The sequence below is a fragment of the Erysipelatoclostridium sp. An15 genome (assembly GCF_002160675.1).
GTDB classification, from domain to species: Bacteria; Bacillota_I; Bacilli_A; order Erysipelotrichales; family Coprobacillaceae; genus Thomasclavelia; species Thomasclavelia merdavium.
The window spans coordinates 103,489-120,754 of the sequence record NZ_NFLA01000002.1 but is presented as its reverse complement, the minus strand read 5'-3'; the positions used below and the strand labels follow the sequence as shown (position 1 = coordinate 120,754).

Genomic DNA, 17,266 nt, shown 5'->3' with positions numbered 1-17,266 from the left:
TGGGGGAATTTGATGATTAGAGTTTATACTACACCAGCTAGCCAATCTTGTCGAAAGGTGATTGCCTGGTTAAAGGAACATAATCTCAGCTTCATTGAAAAAAATATTTTTTCATCTGATTTACATACTAGTGAGATAAAAGAGATATTAGAACGTTGTGAAAACGGAACCGATGATATTATTTCTAAAAATAGTAAAGTTTTCAAATCAGCAACTGTTGATTTAGAAAGTATGAAGATGGAAGAGTTGATTGCTTTTATTAAAGCTAATCCTTCTATTTTAAAAAGGCCGATTATTATGGACGAACACCGTTTTCAAGTAGGGTATAATGAAGAAGAAATAAGAACTTTTATTCCTAGAAGGTTAAGAAAGTAAGCTTAAGGAGTATTAGAAAATGAAAAATATTTATATTATTGGCGGGACAATGGGGGTTGGTAAAACAACTATTTGTCAAAAGCTAAAACTAAAGTTGGCCAATAGTGTTTTTTTAGATGGTGATTGGTGTTGGGATATGAATCCATTTCAAGTCACTGAAGAAACTAAAAAAATGGTAATTGATAATATTTGTTACCAGTTAAATAATTTTATTGGCTGTTCAGTATATGAGAATATTATTTTTTGCTGGGTAATGCATGAACAAAGTATTATTGATCAATTACTTGCAAGAATTAATACAGATAATTTAAATGTTAAAGTTATTTCGTTAGTTTGCAATGAAAAGGCACTAATTAAAAGATTACAAAAAGATATTGATCAAGGTATTAGAACAGAAGATGTATTAACGAGAAGTCTGGCTCGAATTAAGCTTTATGAAAAGCTGGATACGATAAAAATAGATGTCTCTAATTTATCAGTGGATGAAGTAGCTGCTAAAATTTGTGCATTATAAAACAGGATTTTTCAATCCTGTTTTTAGTTTGCAGCAATAAAATTAACAACACTACGAATCATTGCCCCAGTTGCTCCGGTACCGTCATTATCAGCAGTTCCGGCAATATCTAAATGGATCCATTTAACATCATCGTTTACAAAAGCGGCTAAAAAGTTCGCAGCAACACTAGCGCCTGCACCAGGTTTACCAACTGAATTTTTAAAATCAGCACTATTAGATTTTAATTTATCAAAATATTCTTTAGCGATTGGTAAACGCCAAGCTTTTTCATCACTTTGTTTAGCGCATTGAGCAAATTTTTCATAAAAATCATCATCATTACTAAAGACACCAGTATATAAATCACCTAAAGCAGCAACGCAAGCCCCAGTAAGAGTAGCTAAATCAATTAATTTAGTTGCACCTAATTGTTGAGCGTAAGTAATAGCATCAGCTAGTATTAAGCGACCTTCAGCATCAGTACTAACAATTTCGACAGTCTTTTTAGCAAGAGTTGTAATGACATCTTGAGGTTTATAGGCCCCACCATTAATTAAGTTTTCTGTTGTTGGTATAATACCGTAAACATTTGCTTTAACTTGGTTGGTAGCAAGAATTTGCATGATTCCTAAAACATCAGCACCACCACACATATCATATTTCATACCATAACTATTCTTTTTTATATTATAACCACCAGAATCAAATGTAATTCCTTTACCAATTACTGCGCTATAAGGTCCTGTACCATTTGTGTATTTTAAACAGATTAAGTAGGCTGGAATATCACTACCTTTATTTACTGATAATATTCCACCAGCATTCATTTTTTCAAGATCATCTTTATCTAAGATTGTACATTCCATGTTATATTGTTGTGCTAATTTTTTAGCTTCTTTAACTAAATCATATGGAGTCATTAAATTAGATGGTAAATCACTAATTTTACGAGCATAGTTAATACCATTTCCTAAGTTAATTCCCTTATTGATTGCTTCTTTAAGATCATTTTGACTATAAATGATATCAATTGGTGAAATTTTATGTGGTTCATGACCAATTTTTTGTTCTTGATATGCTTCGATTAAGTAGCTTTCAATAAATGTTGTAGTAATAGTATTAATATCTAGTTTTGAAGTTTCAATTTCTTCAAGATAGATTACAGATGGTTTATCAGTTTTAATTTTTTTAGCAACATCTCTGATTGTTTGAGTAGTTACTTTATCTTTACTACCTAAAGAAATAAATGTAATTGTGTCAAAATTAAAATTATTTAAAGTGTGAATAGTTGTAGTTTTTAAGTATTCTTTGTTAATAATACTATTAAGATTACAGTTTAATGTATCCGTTATTTGAACATTGATTTCTTGTTCTAAGTAGATTGGATAGATTAGATTTTTATCTAATGATTTTAAATCAATATTTTTAATTTGTTCCATATTATACCTCCATATCAATAGCCTATCACTTTTAAAAGTTAAAGTAAAACATTTATTGTTCAAGTTCGATCGTTATACGGGTTAAATAATTATCGGGTGAGGCTTCACTAATATCAAATATTATATATTCTTCATAAGCATATTTACCAAGTTTGATTTGATGAGCATCAGCATATTGAATGATACGTTGATATGAGTCATTTAATCCATCATAATTACCATGATGATAGCCGCATAAATAATTACCTGCTTTTTTTTCAAAAGTATTAGGACCCAAGTGGCTTGTTGTAGTAAATAAATAAGAATAATTAGCGGTTTGATTTTTATAAATATTTTCAACTTTAGTCATTATCCCTACAAATTCGCCGGTCATTACCTGATTATTTTCAATAAATGATGTGTAATCATTCATAAAACCAGCAAAGTCTTTTGAAGTACTGTTTTCTAAATTAGCTGATAAAATTAGATTACTTTTATTAAAATGAACTATTTTAATTTCATCATAATCAACTGTTAATGCTTCATTGGTGTATTGCTTAAATCTGGTAATCATTTCATGAATATGTTTTAGTTCTTCGATTGATTGTAGTAATTTTGCTTCTTGCTGGGTTAATAATTCGGTAAACAAAATAGGGTTTCGTTGATCTAAGTATATTTGAATATCTTTTAGTGACATTCCTAATTTTTTTAAAGCAATAATAACTTTAAATGTATCATATTGACGATAGGAATAAAATCGATAACCCTTTTCATTAATGTAGATTGGTTTAAATAAACCAATTTCATCATAATGAAATAAAACATGTTTTTCGACACCACAGATTTTCGCAAAAGTACCACAGGTAAAGAGTTTTTCTTTCATTGTTATTCTCCTCTTGACTATAAGGTTACCTTATAGTTTATCATATTGTTATCTCTAGCACAATATCAGGAAAGGAGAAGGAAATGCGATTAATATTAAAGTATTTAAAGAATTATAAACTATTATTCTTTTTTAATGTGATTTCTGTATTTGGATTTGTATTGGTTGAACTAGGCATACCTACAATTGTTGCGACAATGATTGATGTTGGTGTATCTAACCGTGATTTAAATTACATTTATATGATGGGAGGATGTATTTTACTTGTATCAATTATTGGTGTTGCAGGGACAATTGCTTTAGGTTATTGCTGTGCTAAAATATCGACTTCGATTACTAGGGATATGCGAAATGATATTTTTAAAAAAGTACAACAATTTACAGCTAATGAATTTAATCAATATGGGATTTCATCAATGATTACTAGAACTAATAATGATGCTTTTCAAATTCAACAGTTTGTAAATGTATTACTTAGAACGGCATTGATGACGCCAATAATGTTTATTTTTAGTTTTATTATGACTGCAAGAGCATCATTACCTCTTTCATATATAATTGCCGGAACGATTCCTTTAATTATTTTAGGGGTATTTGCTGTTGCCAAAGTTACTAAACCGATTTCTGAAAATCAACAACGTTCTTTAGATAATTTAAATCGAATTTCAAGGGAAAATTTAAGCGGGATAAGAGTAATTAGAGCTTTTGACAATGATCAATATGAACAAGAACGGTTTGATAGAACTAATCATAATTTTACAAATTTTTCTAAAAAATTATTTAAAATTATGACAATGACACAGCCAATATTTTTTATGTTGATGAATATCGCTGGCTTATTAATATATTGGGTAGCGGCGCATTTAATTGCTAATGGTAACTTAGAAATAGGGCAATTAGTGGCATTTATGGATTATTTATTTCATGCGATGTTTTCTATTATGTTATTTTGCACTGTGTTTATGATGTACCCACGGGCTGAAGTTTCTGCTAAGCGTATTGAACAGATTTTTGAAACTGATTCTTTGATTAAAAATAATCCCCAAGATGATAAAGAGGAAGATGATGTTAGCATTGAATTTGATAATGTTACCTTTGTTTATCCAGATGGTGAAGAACCAGTTTTATCAGATATTAACTTTAAAGCTAAAAAAGGTGAGATGGTTGCTTTTATAGGAAGTACCGGTTCAGGAAAAAGTACGTTAGTAAATCTGATACCACGGTTTTATGATGTTACTAATGGGGCAATAAAGATCAATAATAAAGATATTAGAGATTATGATCTTTTAGATTTACGTGATCATTTAGGGGTTATTCCACAAAAGGCAATTTTATTTAGTGGTACTATTAAAGATAATATCCGATTTGGTAAAAAAGATGCAACTGATGATGAAATTGAACATGCAGCTAAAATTGCGCAAGCTTATGATTTTATCATGGCTAAAGAACATGGTTTTGATGAAGAAATCAGTGAAGGGGCAACAAATGTTTCTGGTGGGCAAAAACAAAGATTAAGTATTGCTCGGGCTTTGGTTCGTAAAGCTCCAATTTATATTTTTGATGACTCTTTTTCAGCGTTGGATTTTAAAACTGATGCTATTTTAAGAAAAGAGTTAAAAAAGGAAATGAGTAATTCAATCATGCTTGTAGTAGCCCAAAGAATTTCCAGTATTATGGATGCTGATCAAATCATTGTTTTAAATGAAGGAAAGGTTGTTGGACATGGGACCCATCAACAGTTATTAAAAGAATGTAAGATATATTATGAGATTGCAATTTCTCAATTAAGTGAGGAGGAATTGGCACATGAATAAAAAATACGGTTTTAAAAAGACGATAATGGGATTAGTGCCATTTATTAAACCATATAAGTGGCAATTTATTATCGCTATTTTAATGATTTTGGTATTTAATATATCAATGGTTTTAGCACCAAGTTTTGAAGGGATGATTACTACACAGTTAGCTAATGATGTTGCTAAAAGTAGTGGCTTAGCTAATATTGCTATCGATTTTGGTGCGGTATTAGAAATTGTTGTTTGTTTATTAATAATTTATGCTTGTAAAACAATTTCTCAGATTATTTCTGTTATCTTTTTGACTAATGCCATTCAAAATGCAATGCAGGATTTAAGAAATGCTTTACAAAATAAGATTAGAAAGTTGCCAGTTCGTTATTTTGATAATCATCATTTTGGTGATGTTTTAAGTAGAATTACAAATGACGTTGATGCTATTTCTAATGCCTTACAACAAAGTTTTACTCAGATAGTTAGCGGTGTTTTAACAGTGACACTTGCTTTATCAATGATGTATATGATCAATGTCCAAATGGCATTAATTGGAACATTGATAATTCCTTTATCACTATTAGTTACTAAATTAGTAGTTGGTAAAAGTCAAAAATTATTTAAAAAACAACAAAATGCTTTAGGTGATTTAAATAGTGCTATTACAGAAATGTACACTGGATATAATGAAATATTGCTATTTAATCAACAAGAAGAATCAATTGATAAATTTAAACAAATTAACGAGAACTTAAGAACTAATGCTTTTAAAGCCCAGTTTGTTTCTTCAACGATTGCGCCATTAAATTCTTTAGTTACATATTTATCAATTGGGGTAATTGCTATCATGGGAACAGCTAATGTAATTGCTGGAACTTTTATGGTTGGACAATTACAAGCATTTATCCGTTATATTTGGCAAATCAATGATCCATTATCACAAATTTCCAATTTATCAGCTCAAATTCAAGCTGCATTTGCTGCTTTAGGTAGGGTCATTGAATTATTAAATGAACAAGAAGAAGTACCAGAAGCTAATCCACCTAAACATATTGAAAATGTTCAAGGTAATGTAACTTTTGAACATGTTAAATTTGGATATTATGATAATTTATTGATCAAAGATTTTAATGTAGAAGTAAAAAGTGGCCAAATGGTTGCCATTGTAGGTCCTACTGGAGCTGGAAAGACAACAATTATCAATTTATTATTACGTTTCTATGATGTTAAAGGCGGAAGCATTAAAATTGATGGTGTTGATATTCGTGATTTAAAACGTGGCGAACTACGTTCAATGTTTGGAATGGTATTACAAGATACTTGGTTATATTCAGGCAGTATTTATGATAATATTCGTTATGGTCGTTTAGATGCGCGAAAAGATGAAGTTATTAATGCTGCCAAAATGGCCAATGTTCATCATTTCATTAGAACTTTACCAGATGGTTATGATTCAATGATCAATGAAGAGGCTAATAATATTTCCCAAGGTGAAAAGCAGTTATTAACGATTGCTAGAGCTATTTTAAAAGATCCACAAATTTTAATTTTAGATGAAGCAACTTCATCAGTAGATACCCGATTAGAAAAAATGCTTCAAGAAGCAATGCACCGTGTTATGGAAGGGAGAACAAGTTTTGTTATTGCCCATCGTTTATCAACAATTAAAAGTGCTGATTTAATTTTGGTAATAAATAATGGTGATATTGTAGAAAAAGGTACTCATGAAGAATTGTTAGCCAAAAAAGGCGCTTATGAAAAGCTATACAATTCGCAATTTAATCATGAATAATTTTTATACGATTCTTAAAAGTAGGTGTTATCTACTAATAAGAATCGTTTTTTTTGTTGTGGAAAAAACAACTAAAAATTCTGATTGTCCGCTAAAATACTGTACTTATCAGCACATCAGTATTAAAAAGATTAAAATTGAACATCACAAGTAGATTATGGAATGTCGATATTGACGTTCTTTTTCTATTTCCAGCCGTTTAGAAATGGACGGTTTTTTCTATATCCAAACGAAAGGAGAATTATAAAAGCTATGAAAAAGATATTGAAGCGATTAATCACATGCTTCCTTGTGATTGCTCTAGTCGCTGTCGGGCTGGCGTTCAATGCTTTTGGTGTCAAGGACATGTTGTTGCAACTGTTCAACAATTATCGAAGTGTAAGAAATAATGCATTGCTGTTGTGCGGACAATTGTGTATAATAAAGAAAAAGATATGCACGCGAAAGGAGTGTTGTTATTATGGCAAAGTCAGCAAATTTATATGTGAGAATAGAGCCTGAAATCAAAGAGCAGGCTGAAAAAATCCTATCTACACTGGGTATTCCTGCTTCTAATGCTATCAATATGTTTTATAAACAGATTATCTTACAGCGAGGAATTCCCTTTGAATTAAAAATCCCAGACAGAACGCCCGCAGACATAAGTATGTTGGAAACAGATAAATTGCATGCAGAGCTGAAGAAAGGGTATGCGGATATGAAAGCTGGTCGAACCAAAGACGCAAAAACGGTTTTTGCTGATATTCGCAAAGATTATGGTTTATGATTTTTAATGTAGTTACATCCATACAGGCTGAGGAAGATTTACGAGGGATATTTGAATATATCGCTTTTGAACTTTTATCGCCGGAAAACGCAGAAAAGCAACTGGAACGTCTGGAAAGGCAGATATTAAGTTTAGATGAAATGCCGGAACGCTTTCCGAGATATGGAAAAGAACCGTGGCATAGCCGTGGATTACATTTTGTTGCGGTAGATAACTATATTGTGTTTTATATTTTAGATATAGAAGAACAGGTGGTAACAATTCTACGTGTCATGTACAGCGAACGCAACATTGAAGAACAGCTAAGTGTTCATACAAAGCAATAAACAATTTCATATGCCACACACAAAGCGGTTACTCCATTGTAGATCAACCGCTTTTCTATACTCAAATTTAAGATTGGAGTGATTGATTGAATGATATTTTTACGGATATGCAGTCAAAAATCGGGTGTCCGTATTTTTTCGACCTACTCTATTACAAGCGTGCAGTCTGGTTTGAGATGAAACGCCTTTGCCTGTCTGACTATCTTAAGAAAACGTTAGAAGATTTTACTTGCTATGTATTCGGTGTGCCTTACGCCATCATACTGGAAGTATTGAAAAGAGAGGACGTAATGAAACATGGAAGAACTGCTAGGAATTGATATAAATACAGACTATTACTATATCACGGGCAAGGAGCGTATAAAAGTTAAAATAAGATTACCCAAATTGTTGCAGATAAGTGGTTACGCTTTGTATCAATTAAGATAATTTTTTATATGAATGTTTTGTAGAAAGTGATAGCTAAAGAAGAAAGATTAAAAGCTTTTAATGTAACCATCGGCATTACATTAAACTGGTGTTATATTATAGATGTAATGATAAAAGTTACATTAAATAAGAAATGGAGGAAATAACAATGAAAATTGCAGTAGTATGTGCTAACGGGAAAGCCGGTAAATTAATTGTTAAAGAAGCAGCAGAAAGAGGTTTAGATGTAACAGCAGTTGTAAGAGGTGAAAATCAATCTGTTGCTACAAAAGTAATTCAAAAAGATTTATATGATCTTACAAAAGATGATTTAAAAGATTTTGATGTTGTTGTTGATGCCTTTGGTGCCTGGGCTGAAAAAGATTTACCACAACACAGTACATCATTAAAACATCTGTGTGATATTTTATCAGGAACAGATATTAGATTATGTATTGTTGGTGGAGCTGGAAGCTTATATGTTAATCCAGAACATACTTTATGTGTTGCTGATGGAACAGATTTCCCGGATATCTTTAAGCCATTAGCTTCAGCAATGGCTAAAGCTTTAAAAGAATTAAGAAAACGTTATGATGTAAAATGGACTTATGTTTCACCAGCTGGAGATTTCCAAGCTGAAGGTGAAAGAACTGGAGCTTATATTTCAGGTGGCGAAGAATTAACATTGAATGAAAAAGGTGAAAGTGTTATTTCATATGCTGATTATGCAATTGCTATGGTAGATGAAATTGTAAGTGGAAATCATCTTCAAGAAAGAATAAGTGTTGTTCAAAAATAAAGAATTAAATATAAAAAGTTCACTCAATATTTTATCAAGTGAACTTTTAATTTCAAATATTTATTCTTTTCAACAAAATCTAATACTATTTAATCTTTTCGATACTGTAATCATCAAATTCAGTTTTTAAACTATCTTCAACACCATCAGCAGTAGTTAAGTAATTTCTTTGACTATCATCTAATACAGTATAATGCCAGTAATGACTGTTATCATCATCTAAATAAGCTGAGTTAATTTCGGTATTTGTATAGAATGCATAATAGTAAGTATTTTGAGTTACTTCATTGTTCCAAGAAGATGTTCTAGTGGCATCTACTTTATAAACAGCAATAGCACCATCATAGTCGTCACCTTTAGCGAACCACATTGAATCTAATGAGTAGTTATAAGTTGTTGAATAACCATCATCAAATTGATCTTCAGCTTCATCGTTTGCTTCAGATTCTAATTCTTCAATTAAATCATCAGGTAATGCTGCTGCATTTTTATATCTTTCGATTAACCCTTTTACTTTAAAAGTTTTAGAATCATTAGTAACTTTAATTTTATTTGCTTTTGCAGTTTCTTCTGAATATTTGACAGTAATTGTTACTTCATCACCGTTTGAAAGTTCATAACTAGTATCATAATCAAGACGTGTATCGTTGACAAATGCAGCTAATTGTTGATTGTTTTTGTCATAATCAATGTCATTTTTGACATCAGTGATATATCCTTCTCCATCTTTACCAGTAAATTCACAAGTAATGTTTTTAGCTAAATCGATTTCAGTATAGTTAAAGAAATTATCATAAATTTGATAACCAATAAAGGCAACCAAAGCAACAGCAATTACACCAACAGTAATTTTACCATTTTTTGATTTGATAAATGCTTTAAAATCAAAACTTGATTTAGGTGCATTTTGATAACCACCAGAATTATTTGCACCATTACCAGTATAATTACCAGAGTTAGAACCGTTATTTGTTCCTTGATATGAGTAATTATTTATATATGGACCTTCTTCTAAAGAATATTGGAAGTTATTGATATGAATAACATTTTTAATGATTAGAAGGACAACCATATTTAAAATAAATACAGCAATTGATACATAAAGATAATATTCAAGATTTGTTGCCATGCTAGAAAGTGCTGAGTAAGCAGATTCATTGCTAATACTACTTACAGCGCTAAAATCTTGACTTAAATAAGCTCTTACAGCTTTACAAACCAAGTTTACACCAGACATTGATAATAAAAGTAGTACTGAGCTAATGCATGATGCAATGAATTCCCCTAACATAATGTAATCTTGTTTGTCTTTTTTAAAGAAATAAAAAGCACTCAAGATTGCTGTAACAATAGCTGCAATCAATAACACGTAGAAGACAATCTGAAATAGAGTAATAATTGTTCCAATTGATGATAAAGCATCAATACTGCTATAACTACTACTAGAACTACCAATTCCAAGTTTTGAAAGTAGCCATAATACGGTAATAAAACCTGATGAAACTGTTGCTAAAAGATAAACAGTTTTCTTTTTTGAATATTTATTTAAAATATCCATACTATTCCCTCCTTATAAAAATACATAGATATAATAACAAAATTAGCTATAAAATACCATTATTTTAGCATTATAAACACAAAAAATGCCTTATTTTTACGAGTTTTTTTGATATTTTAATAAATTATTTATAGAAAAACAAAAAATCTCATGTTTATAACATGAGATTGAAACTATTTAGTTGTTGAACCAAAACCACCATTACGAATAGCATCGCTATCATCATCTTCGACAATACCAAATGGCATAAAGATACCTTGTCCAAAACCTTGACCAGCAGTTAAAGAAACTGTTTTATCTTCGTTACTATCATTAGTTATTTTGATAAAAATATGACCTTCATTATCACTATGATAATAATCACTATCAATTATTCCTACTGTATTATTAAGTTGTAAACGATATTTAAAACCTAATCCACTACGAGGGAAAATAGCTAAAAACCATCCTTCATTAATAATAACTCTAATACCAGTAGGAATTTTAATTGTTTCATGTGGTTTTAAAGTAAAATCAATAGGTGTATAAAAATCATAACCAGCAGAGCCAACCGTAGCTCTTTTTGGTAATTTTAAATTATCATAAATTTTTTCAATTTCTTCGATATCATAGTTTGTGAAACTATCTTGAAAATCGTTAATAAATTGTTGTTTTGATACTTTTTCAAATTTTGCAACTACTTGCATGTCATTCTCCTTTTCTTTGATTTGCAACTATTATACACTAATTACTTTATTAAAGGAAAGGTAATTATAATAGTAAAGTAACTTTTATCATCAATAATAGTCAAATTACCATCATGAATTTTCATCATTTGTTTAACACTCTTTAATCCAATGCAATTACTCTCAATATAATCAACAGTATGAATTTTAGTATTTTTAACAGTAAATTTTAAATTATTATCATCAGTAGTTAATTCAATATTAATAGGTTCATTTTTATTAGCATATTTAGAAACATTAGAGAAAATATTATTAATAATACGTTTAAGAAGATTAATATTACCAAAGATGAAATTATCACTATGTTCGATTTGTTTTAATACTGTAAACTCATTTTCTTCTAAAGCAGCAATATTTTCAATAATATATTCATAAATAACGCCTAGTGATATTTTAGTAAGTTCGGTATCTTGTTCTTTACTAAAAACTAAAAAGTATTCAAACATTTTATTAGCTAGTTCATTAATTTGATTAACTTTATCAATTGAATTATTTAAATATAGATTATACTGCTGTTCATTTTTATATTTTTTAAATCTAATAATATCTAGATATCCCATTAAAGAAGTTAGTGGTGTTCTAAGGTCGTGAGATAAAGCAGTAACTAGTTCATAGTTAGCACGCCGATTAGTTTCTTCGGTTATAAAATTATTTTTTAAAGTGATTCTAAGATCATTAATTTGTTTTGATAATTCGGCGATTTCAGTATTACCGTTAATGGTAATTGGATGATCTAAATCGCCTTGAGACATAATTGTTACTTCGTCTTTAAGTTTAACGATATAATTTACTTCTCGTTTAATAAAAAGGAAGGTTGGAAATATAAAGATAATCAACGAAATAATAGCAGCAAAGCTAATATAAGGAATTACCGATTTTGCTAGTGCATATGAGTAAGTGTATATTTCGATAGAACCATCCTTTAATTCCAAAATACTATAATATGGTTCGACATCATAGATAGACTTAGATTCATAGATTGTAGTACTAATAATAAAATCTTCAAGAATTGTTGCATAAGAACCGGTTATATAAAGATTATCATCTGCATTATAAATAGAGACACTATATATTTCACTAGATCCTAAAATTTCATCAATAGCATTAATATCATTGATAGAAACATTGTTATCAATTAGTTTGTTTTCAATTTCGGTAGCATAAGTTTCCGTATTGTCAGAAATAATACCTAAATCTAAAACAAAGTTAAAGAAATAATCTTTATTATAATATAGAAAACTAAAAGTAAGGAGAGCTAAAGCGCCAAACAGGATAATTACTGCTGAAATCTGGATACTTAGTTTATTTAAACAATTTTTTTTAATCACAGCGATACCCCTTACCCCAGATCGTCTTGATTATTTTAGGATTTTGAGGGTCTGCTTCAATTTTTTTACGTAAGTTTCGAATATGGACCATGATCGTATTGTTAGCACTATAATAATATGGTTCATTCCAAATACTTTCATATAAAGCTTGAGTCGAAAATATTCGTTTACGATTACTTACTAATAAATAAAGGATTTGATATTCCAGATATGTAAGTTCAACAGGTTTCCCATCTAATAATACTGTTTCATTATTTGGATTGATGACAATATTTTCATAAACAATATTATCATCTTGTTTTTCTTGGTGTTCAGCTTTTCCTTGATATACATAATAACGACGTAATAACGCTTTAACCCTAGTCGTTAATTCATTATAAGAAAAAGGTTTAGAAAGATAATCATCACCACCACTAGAAAAACCTAGGGTTTTATCACTTTCTTGCCCTTTAGCAGTTAAAAACAAAATTGGAGCATTAGACTTTTTTCTAATTTCAACACAAGCCTGATAACCATTAACAATAGGCATCATAATATCTAAAATATAAAGATCAATATCTTCGTTAGCTTTATCAATTGCTTCTTGACCATCTTTAGCTTCAATAACTTCATATCCTTCACTAGAAAGTAAAACATTAAGAACCTCTCTAATTTCTGGATTATCATCAACGATTAATATTTTATTATTTGTCATAAATTCACCAACTTTCGTATCTATTATACATCATAATAAGGATGAAAAAATTGTTTAAATTAAATTTAAGAAATATTTAGATATTATTAAGCAGATTCTTAAGCAATGTATGTAATAATTTTTTCGGAAGGGTGATAGTAATGAAAAAAAAGCAGTTAGTATGTTCAATTATATTTTTATTCTTTTTAACAATTGTGATGGTTATGATCATCACGCCTTCTTCATATCTTTTTGGCTCAAATACCGATTGGCTTAGTCAGCATGTAAATTTGGCTGATTATTTGCGTCATACTATGATAGAAAACAAAACACTTTTCCCCGATTTTGCTTTCAATATTGGCGCTGGAGTAAATATTTATAATCTATCTTATTATGGTTTGTTTCGACCAGATGTCTTGATTGGCTGTTTGATTCCTAGCGTAGCTATGAAAGACATAATAATTATATATATGGTTATCAATCTAATATTAAGTGTTAATTTGCTCTATATTTGGCTAAAAAGTAAAAATTTTAATAATGGCTTATGTATTATTGGAGCTATTTTGTTACTATGCTCTTCCGTTTTATTTCATAGTCATCGACAAATTATGTTTGTTGATTATATGCCATGGCTGATTATGGCATTAATAGCAATAGATCGTTATTTGAAAAATAGTCGAAGTTTAATGTTAATTATTGCGATTGTTTTAATGATTGTTAATAGCTATTTTTTCAGTGTTGCAGGCATAGTGGTCGTATTTAGTTATTATTGTTATTGTGTAAAGAAGATTAATTTGAAAAATATTTGGGCATTTATTAAACCGGTAATGATAGGTATTTTAATATGTAGTGTTTTATTATTACCTACGGCATATGTGATGCTTGAAAATCATCAAAGTAAAGGAAGTAGTATTAATTTTTTATCTTTATTTATACCACGTTTAAATATGGAAGGGTTACTTTATGATAATTATGGTTGTGGATTAACTTATTTAAGCTGGATTGGTTTGGTTTTAAGTTTAAAACTAAAAGAAATTAGGAAATTAAGTATTTGGTTATTATTGTTGATTTTTATACCAGTATTTTGTTTTGGATTAAATGGATTTTTATATTCACGACCTAAAATATTGATACCATTTATTCCGTTATTAATTTATGTGACAATATATTCTTTAAGTAAGTTCGAAGAATTAATGATAAAAATCGATTATCGACTATGGATATTGATTTTATTACCAGTAGTTATTTTTTATCAAAAACCACTAGTGATTTTTGATATTGTTTTTGCTATTTTTAGCGTATGTTTATATTTAAGATTTAATAAAAAAGCGCTTTATTTAATGATGATCATGCCATTAGTCTTGAGTTTTAATATTAATAAACAGGAAGAATTTGTATCATCTGACACTTATCAACAAGTTTCTAGTATAAATGGTATTAAAGTAGATAACGGTACTAGATATGATATTTTTAAACAATCATTAAATACTAGTAATCTTGCTAATAATAATGAACTACGGACATCAATTTATAGTTCAGTTAATAACAGTTTATACAACCATTTTTATTACGATATTATTAACAATCCGATTTCAATAAGGAATCGAGTTGCTTCACTGTCTAATTCTAATATTTTATTTCAAGGAATGATGGGGGTTAAAACAATTTATAGTGAAGAAACTGTACCTATTGGATATCAAAAAATTGGTAATAATTTATATGAAAATAATGATGTTTTACCAATTATTTATGCTACAAGTGATACTTATAGTGAAGAAAAGTTTGATGAGCTGGCTTTTCCAGCTACGTTAGATACTATTTATAATAATGTTGTTGTTGCAAATGGTGATAATCAATATCAAAGTCAAATAAAAGAATTAAAATTAGATTATCTGATTAACAAGCAAAGTTCTAATTTACATATAACAGCTTTAAAAAGTGGTTATCGGGTCAATACTAAGGGCAAAGGTGTATTGCAATTAGATCTTAATCAAAATTTTGAAAATCAAATTATGATTATTGAATTTGATATTGATAAAGTGAAATATTTAAAAACTAGGGATACTTCAATTACTATTAATGGTATTAAAAATAAATTATCAAGTACATCAGCTGCTTATCCAAACGGAAATAATCATTTTACATATGTAATAAGTCAAAATGAACCTTTAAGTGATTTACAAATAGAGTTTAGTTCCGGACGGTATGATGTTTTAAATATTAAATTATATAGTCTTGATTATAATGTGATTAAAAATCGTAATAGTCAAATTGATAAATTAAACGGTGTTTATAATCAAGATGGTAAGATTGTTAAAGGCAGTATTGATGTAAGTAAAGATGGTTACCTGGTCACTTCTTTACCTTATCAAAACGGTTATATTATTACTATTGATGGTAAAAAGGTTGATTCATTTTGTGTAAATAAAGCATTTTTAGGAAGTAAAATATCTAGTGGAAAGCATCAAATAGAAATTACGTTTAAAGCACCAGCTAAAAATATTAGTTTATTTGGTAGTGTAATAGGGTTGGTTTTATTATTATTGCATGGAAGAAGGGAAAGAAATGAGGAAAGATTTAAAAGAATTAATTAGTTATATCTTTGTAGGTGGGTGCACAACCCTAGTTAATTTTATTATTTATTATATAACTATTCAATGGCTAAATATAGGCTGGTTAATTGCTAATATCTTATCTTGGTATGGTGCTGTTATTTTTGCTTATTGGGCTAATCGTCAATATGTTTTTAAAAGTTCTAATGATACTAAAAAAGAAGCTTATCAGTTTTTTGTATTACGTTTAATGACGTTAGCTGTTGAAAGTAGTTTATTGTTTATTTTTATTCAACTGTTAGGAATAAATGAAATGGTAGCTAAAGTATTTGTTAGTGTTGTCACAGTAGTTTCTAACTATGGACTATGCAAATTCAAGATTTTTTCGCCTAAAGGAGAACATGGATATGGACAAAATTAGTGTAATAGTTCCTTGTTATAATGAAGAAGAAGTTTTACCGATGTTTCACCAGGAAGTTACTAAGGAATTAAGAAAAATTGAAAATATTGATTATGAGATCATTTTTATTGATGATGGAAGTAATGATCGAACAATTCAATTATTAAAAATGATTAGTGCTAAAGATAAACGATGTGATTATTATTCTTTTTCAAGAAATTTTGGTAAAGAAGCAGCAATGTTGGCGGGATTGGAAAAATCAACCGGTAATTATTGTGTCATTATGGATGCGGATTTACAACATCCTCCTAAATTGTTAGCACCGATGTATCAGGCTGTGAGTAAAGAAGGTTATGATTGTTGTGCTGGTAAACGAATTGATCGTGAAGGTGAAGGGAAAATCAGGAATTTTTTAAGTCGAACATTTTATAAAATTATGCAAAAAATATCAAAGCTCGATATGAGTGATGGAGCTGGCGATTTTAGAATGATGAGTCGTTTAATGGTTAATTCAATAATTGAAATGCGTGAATATAATCGCTATATGAAAGGCTTGTTTTCATATGTTGGTTTTGAAACTAAATGGCTGCCATTTCATAATGTTGAACGGGCAGCTGGTAAAACAAAATGGAATTTTAAAAGTTTGTTTTCTTATGCTTTAGAAGGAATGTTTTCTTTTTCGACAGCACCGCTTAAAATTGCTGGAATATTTGGGATTATTTTATTTGTTGCTTCAATAATATTGGCATTATATACAGCTATCTCTACTTTATTATTTGGAAATAGTGTCGGTGGTTATACTACTATTGTTTGTTTAATTTTATTTTTAAGTGGAACGCAGATGTTGCTAATTGCAATACTAGGAGAGTATGTATCAAAAGATTATATGGAAAACAAAGCTCGACCAATTTACATAGTTAAAGATAGTAATCGTAAAGAAGCGTTAAGTAAGTAGTAATAAAATTTTGACTTGGATT

General features: G+C 29.3%; 16 protein-coding genes. 10 read left to right on the top strand and 6 right to left on the bottom strand.

The features are described 5' to 3' along the window. The first annotated feature begins 12 nt into the window (after window positions 1-12). The gene (spx, locus tag B5E92_RS01620) at window positions 13-375 is read left to right on the top strand and encodes a transcriptional regulator Spx (RefSeq protein WP_087298677.1); all 363 of its coding nucleotides are present in this window, start codon (window positions 13-15) and stop codon (window positions 373-375) included. 19 nt (window positions 376-394) lie between these two features. Further along, window positions 395-889 (top strand): AAA family ATPase, encoded by a 495-nt coding sequence (locus B5E92_RS01615; RefSeq protein ID WP_087298676.1) that lies wholly within the window; start codon window positions 395-397, stop codon window positions 887-889. A gap of 23 nt (window positions 890-912) precedes the next feature. Here B5E92_RS01615 and B5E92_RS01610 read toward each other — a convergent pair whose 3' ends face one another. Both B5E92_RS01610 and B5E92_RS01605 read right to left on the bottom strand, forming a co-directional pair. After that, complete coding sequence (locus B5E92_RS01610; RefSeq protein WP_087298675.1) at window positions 913-2,310, bottom strand: M17 family metallopeptidase; 1,398 nt, start codon at window positions 2,308-2,310, stop codon at window positions 913-915. A 52-nt stretch (window positions 2,311-2,362) separates the two neighbouring features. Next, window positions 2,363-3,172 carry a MerR family transcriptional regulator gene (locus tag B5E92_RS01605; protein WP_087298674.1) on the bottom strand — a complete coding sequence of 270 codons (810 nt, stop codon included), beginning with the start codon at window positions 3,170-3,172 and terminating at the stop codon, window positions 2,363-2,365. An 83-nt stretch (window positions 3,173-3,255) separates the two neighbouring features. Between B5E92_RS01605 and B5E92_RS01600 the strand changes: the two genes are divergently transcribed. From B5E92_RS01600 to B5E92_RS01575, 5 genes are all read left to right on the top strand, one after another. Continuing rightward, window positions 3,256-4,986 (top strand): ABC transporter ATP-binding protein, encoded by a 1,731-nt coding sequence (locus B5E92_RS01600; RefSeq protein WP_087298673.1) that lies wholly within the window; start codon window positions 3,256-3,258, stop codon window positions 4,984-4,986. Beyond that, window positions 4,979-6,754 (top strand): ABC transporter ATP-binding protein, encoded by a 1,776-nt coding sequence (locus B5E92_RS01595; RefSeq protein WP_087298672.1) that lies wholly within the window; start codon window positions 4,979-4,981, stop codon window positions 6,752-6,754. The genes B5E92_RS01600 and B5E92_RS01595 overlap by 8 nt, the downstream gene beginning before the upstream one ends. A gap of 460 nt (window positions 6,755-7,214) precedes the next feature. Further along, window positions 7,215-7,520 (top strand): type II toxin-antitoxin system RelB/DinJ family antitoxin, encoded by a 306-nt coding sequence (locus B5E92_RS01590; RefSeq protein WP_087298671.1) that lies wholly within the window; start codon window positions 7,215-7,217, stop codon window positions 7,518-7,520. Next, window positions 7,517-7,846 carry a type II toxin-antitoxin system RelE/ParE family toxin gene (locus tag B5E92_RS01585; protein ID WP_087298670.1) on the top strand — a complete coding sequence of 110 codons (330 nt, stop codon included), beginning with the start codon at window positions 7,517-7,519 and terminating at the stop codon, window positions 7,844-7,846. Before B5E92_RS01590 ends, B5E92_RS01585 begins: the two co-directional genes overlap by 4 nt. A gap of 577 nt (window positions 7,847-8,423) precedes the next feature. Then, window positions 8,424-9,053, top strand: a complete 630-nt coding sequence (locus B5E92_RS01575) for an SDR family oxidoreductase (protein WP_087298668.1) — start codon at window positions 8,424-8,426, stop codon at window positions 9,051-9,053. Window positions 9,054-9,138: 85 nt separating this feature from the next. On the opposite strand, the gene B5E92_RS01570 is transcribed toward B5E92_RS01575, so the two are convergent. The 4 genes from B5E92_RS01570 to B5E92_RS01555 form a co-directional block, all read right to left on the bottom strand. Next, the gene (locus B5E92_RS01570; RefSeq protein WP_087298667.1) at window positions 9,139-10,611 is read right to left on the bottom strand and encodes a hypothetical protein; all 1,473 of its coding nucleotides are present in this window, start codon (window positions 10,609-10,611) and stop codon (window positions 9,139-9,141) included. A gap of 173 nt (window positions 10,612-10,784) precedes the next feature. Continuing rightward, window positions 10,785-11,297: a dUTP diphosphatase gene (locus B5E92_RS01565; protein ID WP_087298666.1), complete on the bottom strand. Its 513-nt coding sequence runs from the start codon at window positions 11,295-11,297 to the stop codon at window positions 10,785-10,787. A 41-nt stretch (window positions 11,298-11,338) separates the two neighbouring features. Beyond that, window positions 11,339-12,664: a HAMP domain-containing sensor histidine kinase gene (locus tag B5E92_RS01560; protein ID WP_239406370.1), complete on the bottom strand. Its 1,326-nt coding sequence runs from the start codon at window positions 12,662-12,664 to the stop codon at window positions 11,339-11,341. Then, window positions 12,657-13,358 carry a response regulator transcription factor gene (locus tag B5E92_RS01555; RefSeq protein WP_087298665.1) on the bottom strand — a complete coding sequence of 234 codons (702 nt, stop codon included), beginning with the start codon at window positions 13,356-13,358 and terminating at the stop codon, window positions 12,657-12,659. The genes B5E92_RS01560 and B5E92_RS01555 overlap by 8 nt, the downstream gene beginning before the upstream one ends. 140 nt (window positions 13,359-13,498) lie before the next feature. Here B5E92_RS01555 and B5E92_RS01550 point away from each other — a divergent pair, with 140 nt between their 5' ends. From B5E92_RS01550 to B5E92_RS01540, 3 genes are read left to right on the top strand one after another with little or no spacing between them, the layout of a single operon-like run. Then, a complete protein-coding gene (locus B5E92_RS01550; RefSeq protein ID WP_087298664.1) occupies window positions 13,499-15,931 on the top strand; it encodes a YfhO family protein in 2,433 nt (810 codons plus the stop codon). Next, a complete protein-coding gene (locus B5E92_RS01545) occupies window positions 15,903-16,310 on the top strand; it encodes a GtrA family protein (protein ID WP_087298663.1) in 408 nt (135 codons plus the stop codon). Before B5E92_RS01550 ends, B5E92_RS01545 begins: the two co-directional genes overlap by 29 nt. Then, window positions 16,297-17,244 carry a glycosyltransferase family 2 protein gene (locus B5E92_RS01540; protein ID WP_087298662.1) on the top strand — a complete coding sequence of 316 codons (948 nt, stop codon included), beginning with the start codon at window positions 16,297-16,299 and terminating at the stop codon, window positions 17,242-17,244. Before B5E92_RS01545 ends, B5E92_RS01540 begins: the two co-directional genes overlap by 14 nt. The last annotated feature ends 22 nt before the right edge of the window (window positions 17,245-17,266 follow it).

Excerpts from the sequence above, each read along its gene's own strand:
- spx (WP_087298677.1), top strand. The coding sequence starts at position 13 with ATGATTAGAGTTTATACTACACCAGCTAGCCAATCTTGTCGAAAGGTG.
- B5E92_RS01615 (WP_087298676.1), top strand. The coding sequence starts at position 395 with ATGAAAAATATTTATATTATTGGCGGGACAATGGGGGTTGGTAAAACA.
- B5E92_RS01610 (WP_087298675.1), bottom strand. The coding sequence starts at position 2,310 with ATGGAACAAATTAAAAATATTGATTTAAAATCATTAGATAAAAATCTA.
- B5E92_RS01605 (WP_087298674.1), bottom strand. The coding sequence starts at position 3,172 with ATGAAAGAAAAACTCTTTACCTGTGGTACTTTTGCGAAAATCTGTGGT.
- B5E92_RS01600 (WP_087298673.1), top strand. The coding sequence starts at position 3,256 with ATGCGATTAATATTAAAGTATTTAAAGAATTATAAACTATTATTCTTT.
- B5E92_RS01595 (WP_087298672.1), top strand. The coding sequence starts at position 4,979 with ATGAATAAAAAATACGGTTTTAAAAAGACGATAATGGGATTAGTGCCA.
- B5E92_RS01590 (WP_087298671.1), top strand. The coding sequence starts at position 7,215 with ATGGCAAAGTCAGCAAATTTATATGTGAGAATAGAGCCTGAAATCAAA.
- B5E92_RS01585 (WP_087298670.1), top strand. The coding sequence starts at position 7,517 with ATGATTTTTAATGTAGTTACATCCATACAGGCTGAGGAAGATTTACGA.
- B5E92_RS01575 (WP_087298668.1), top strand. The coding sequence starts at position 8,424 with ATGAAAATTGCAGTAGTATGTGCTAACGGGAAAGCCGGTAAATTAATT.
- B5E92_RS01570 (WP_087298667.1), bottom strand. The coding sequence starts at position 10,611 with ATGGATATTTTAAATAAATATTCAAAAAAGAAAACTGTTTATCTTTTA.
- B5E92_RS01565 (WP_087298666.1), bottom strand. The coding sequence starts at position 11,297 with ATGCAAGTAGTTGCAAAATTTGAAAAAGTATCAAAACAACAATTTATT.
- B5E92_RS01555 (WP_087298665.1), bottom strand. The coding sequence starts at position 13,358 with ATGACAAATAATAAAATATTAATCGTTGATGATAATCCAGAAATTAGA.
- B5E92_RS01550 (WP_087298664.1), top strand. The coding sequence starts at position 13,499 with ATGAAAAAAAAGCAGTTAGTATGTTCAATTATATTTTTATTCTTTTTA.
- B5E92_RS01545 (WP_087298663.1), top strand. The coding sequence starts at position 15,903 with ATGAGGAAAGATTTAAAAGAATTAATTAGTTATATCTTTGTAGGTGGG.
- B5E92_RS01540 (WP_087298662.1), top strand. The coding sequence starts at position 16,297 with ATGGACAAAATTAGTGTAATAGTTCCTTGTTATAATGAAGAAGAAGTT.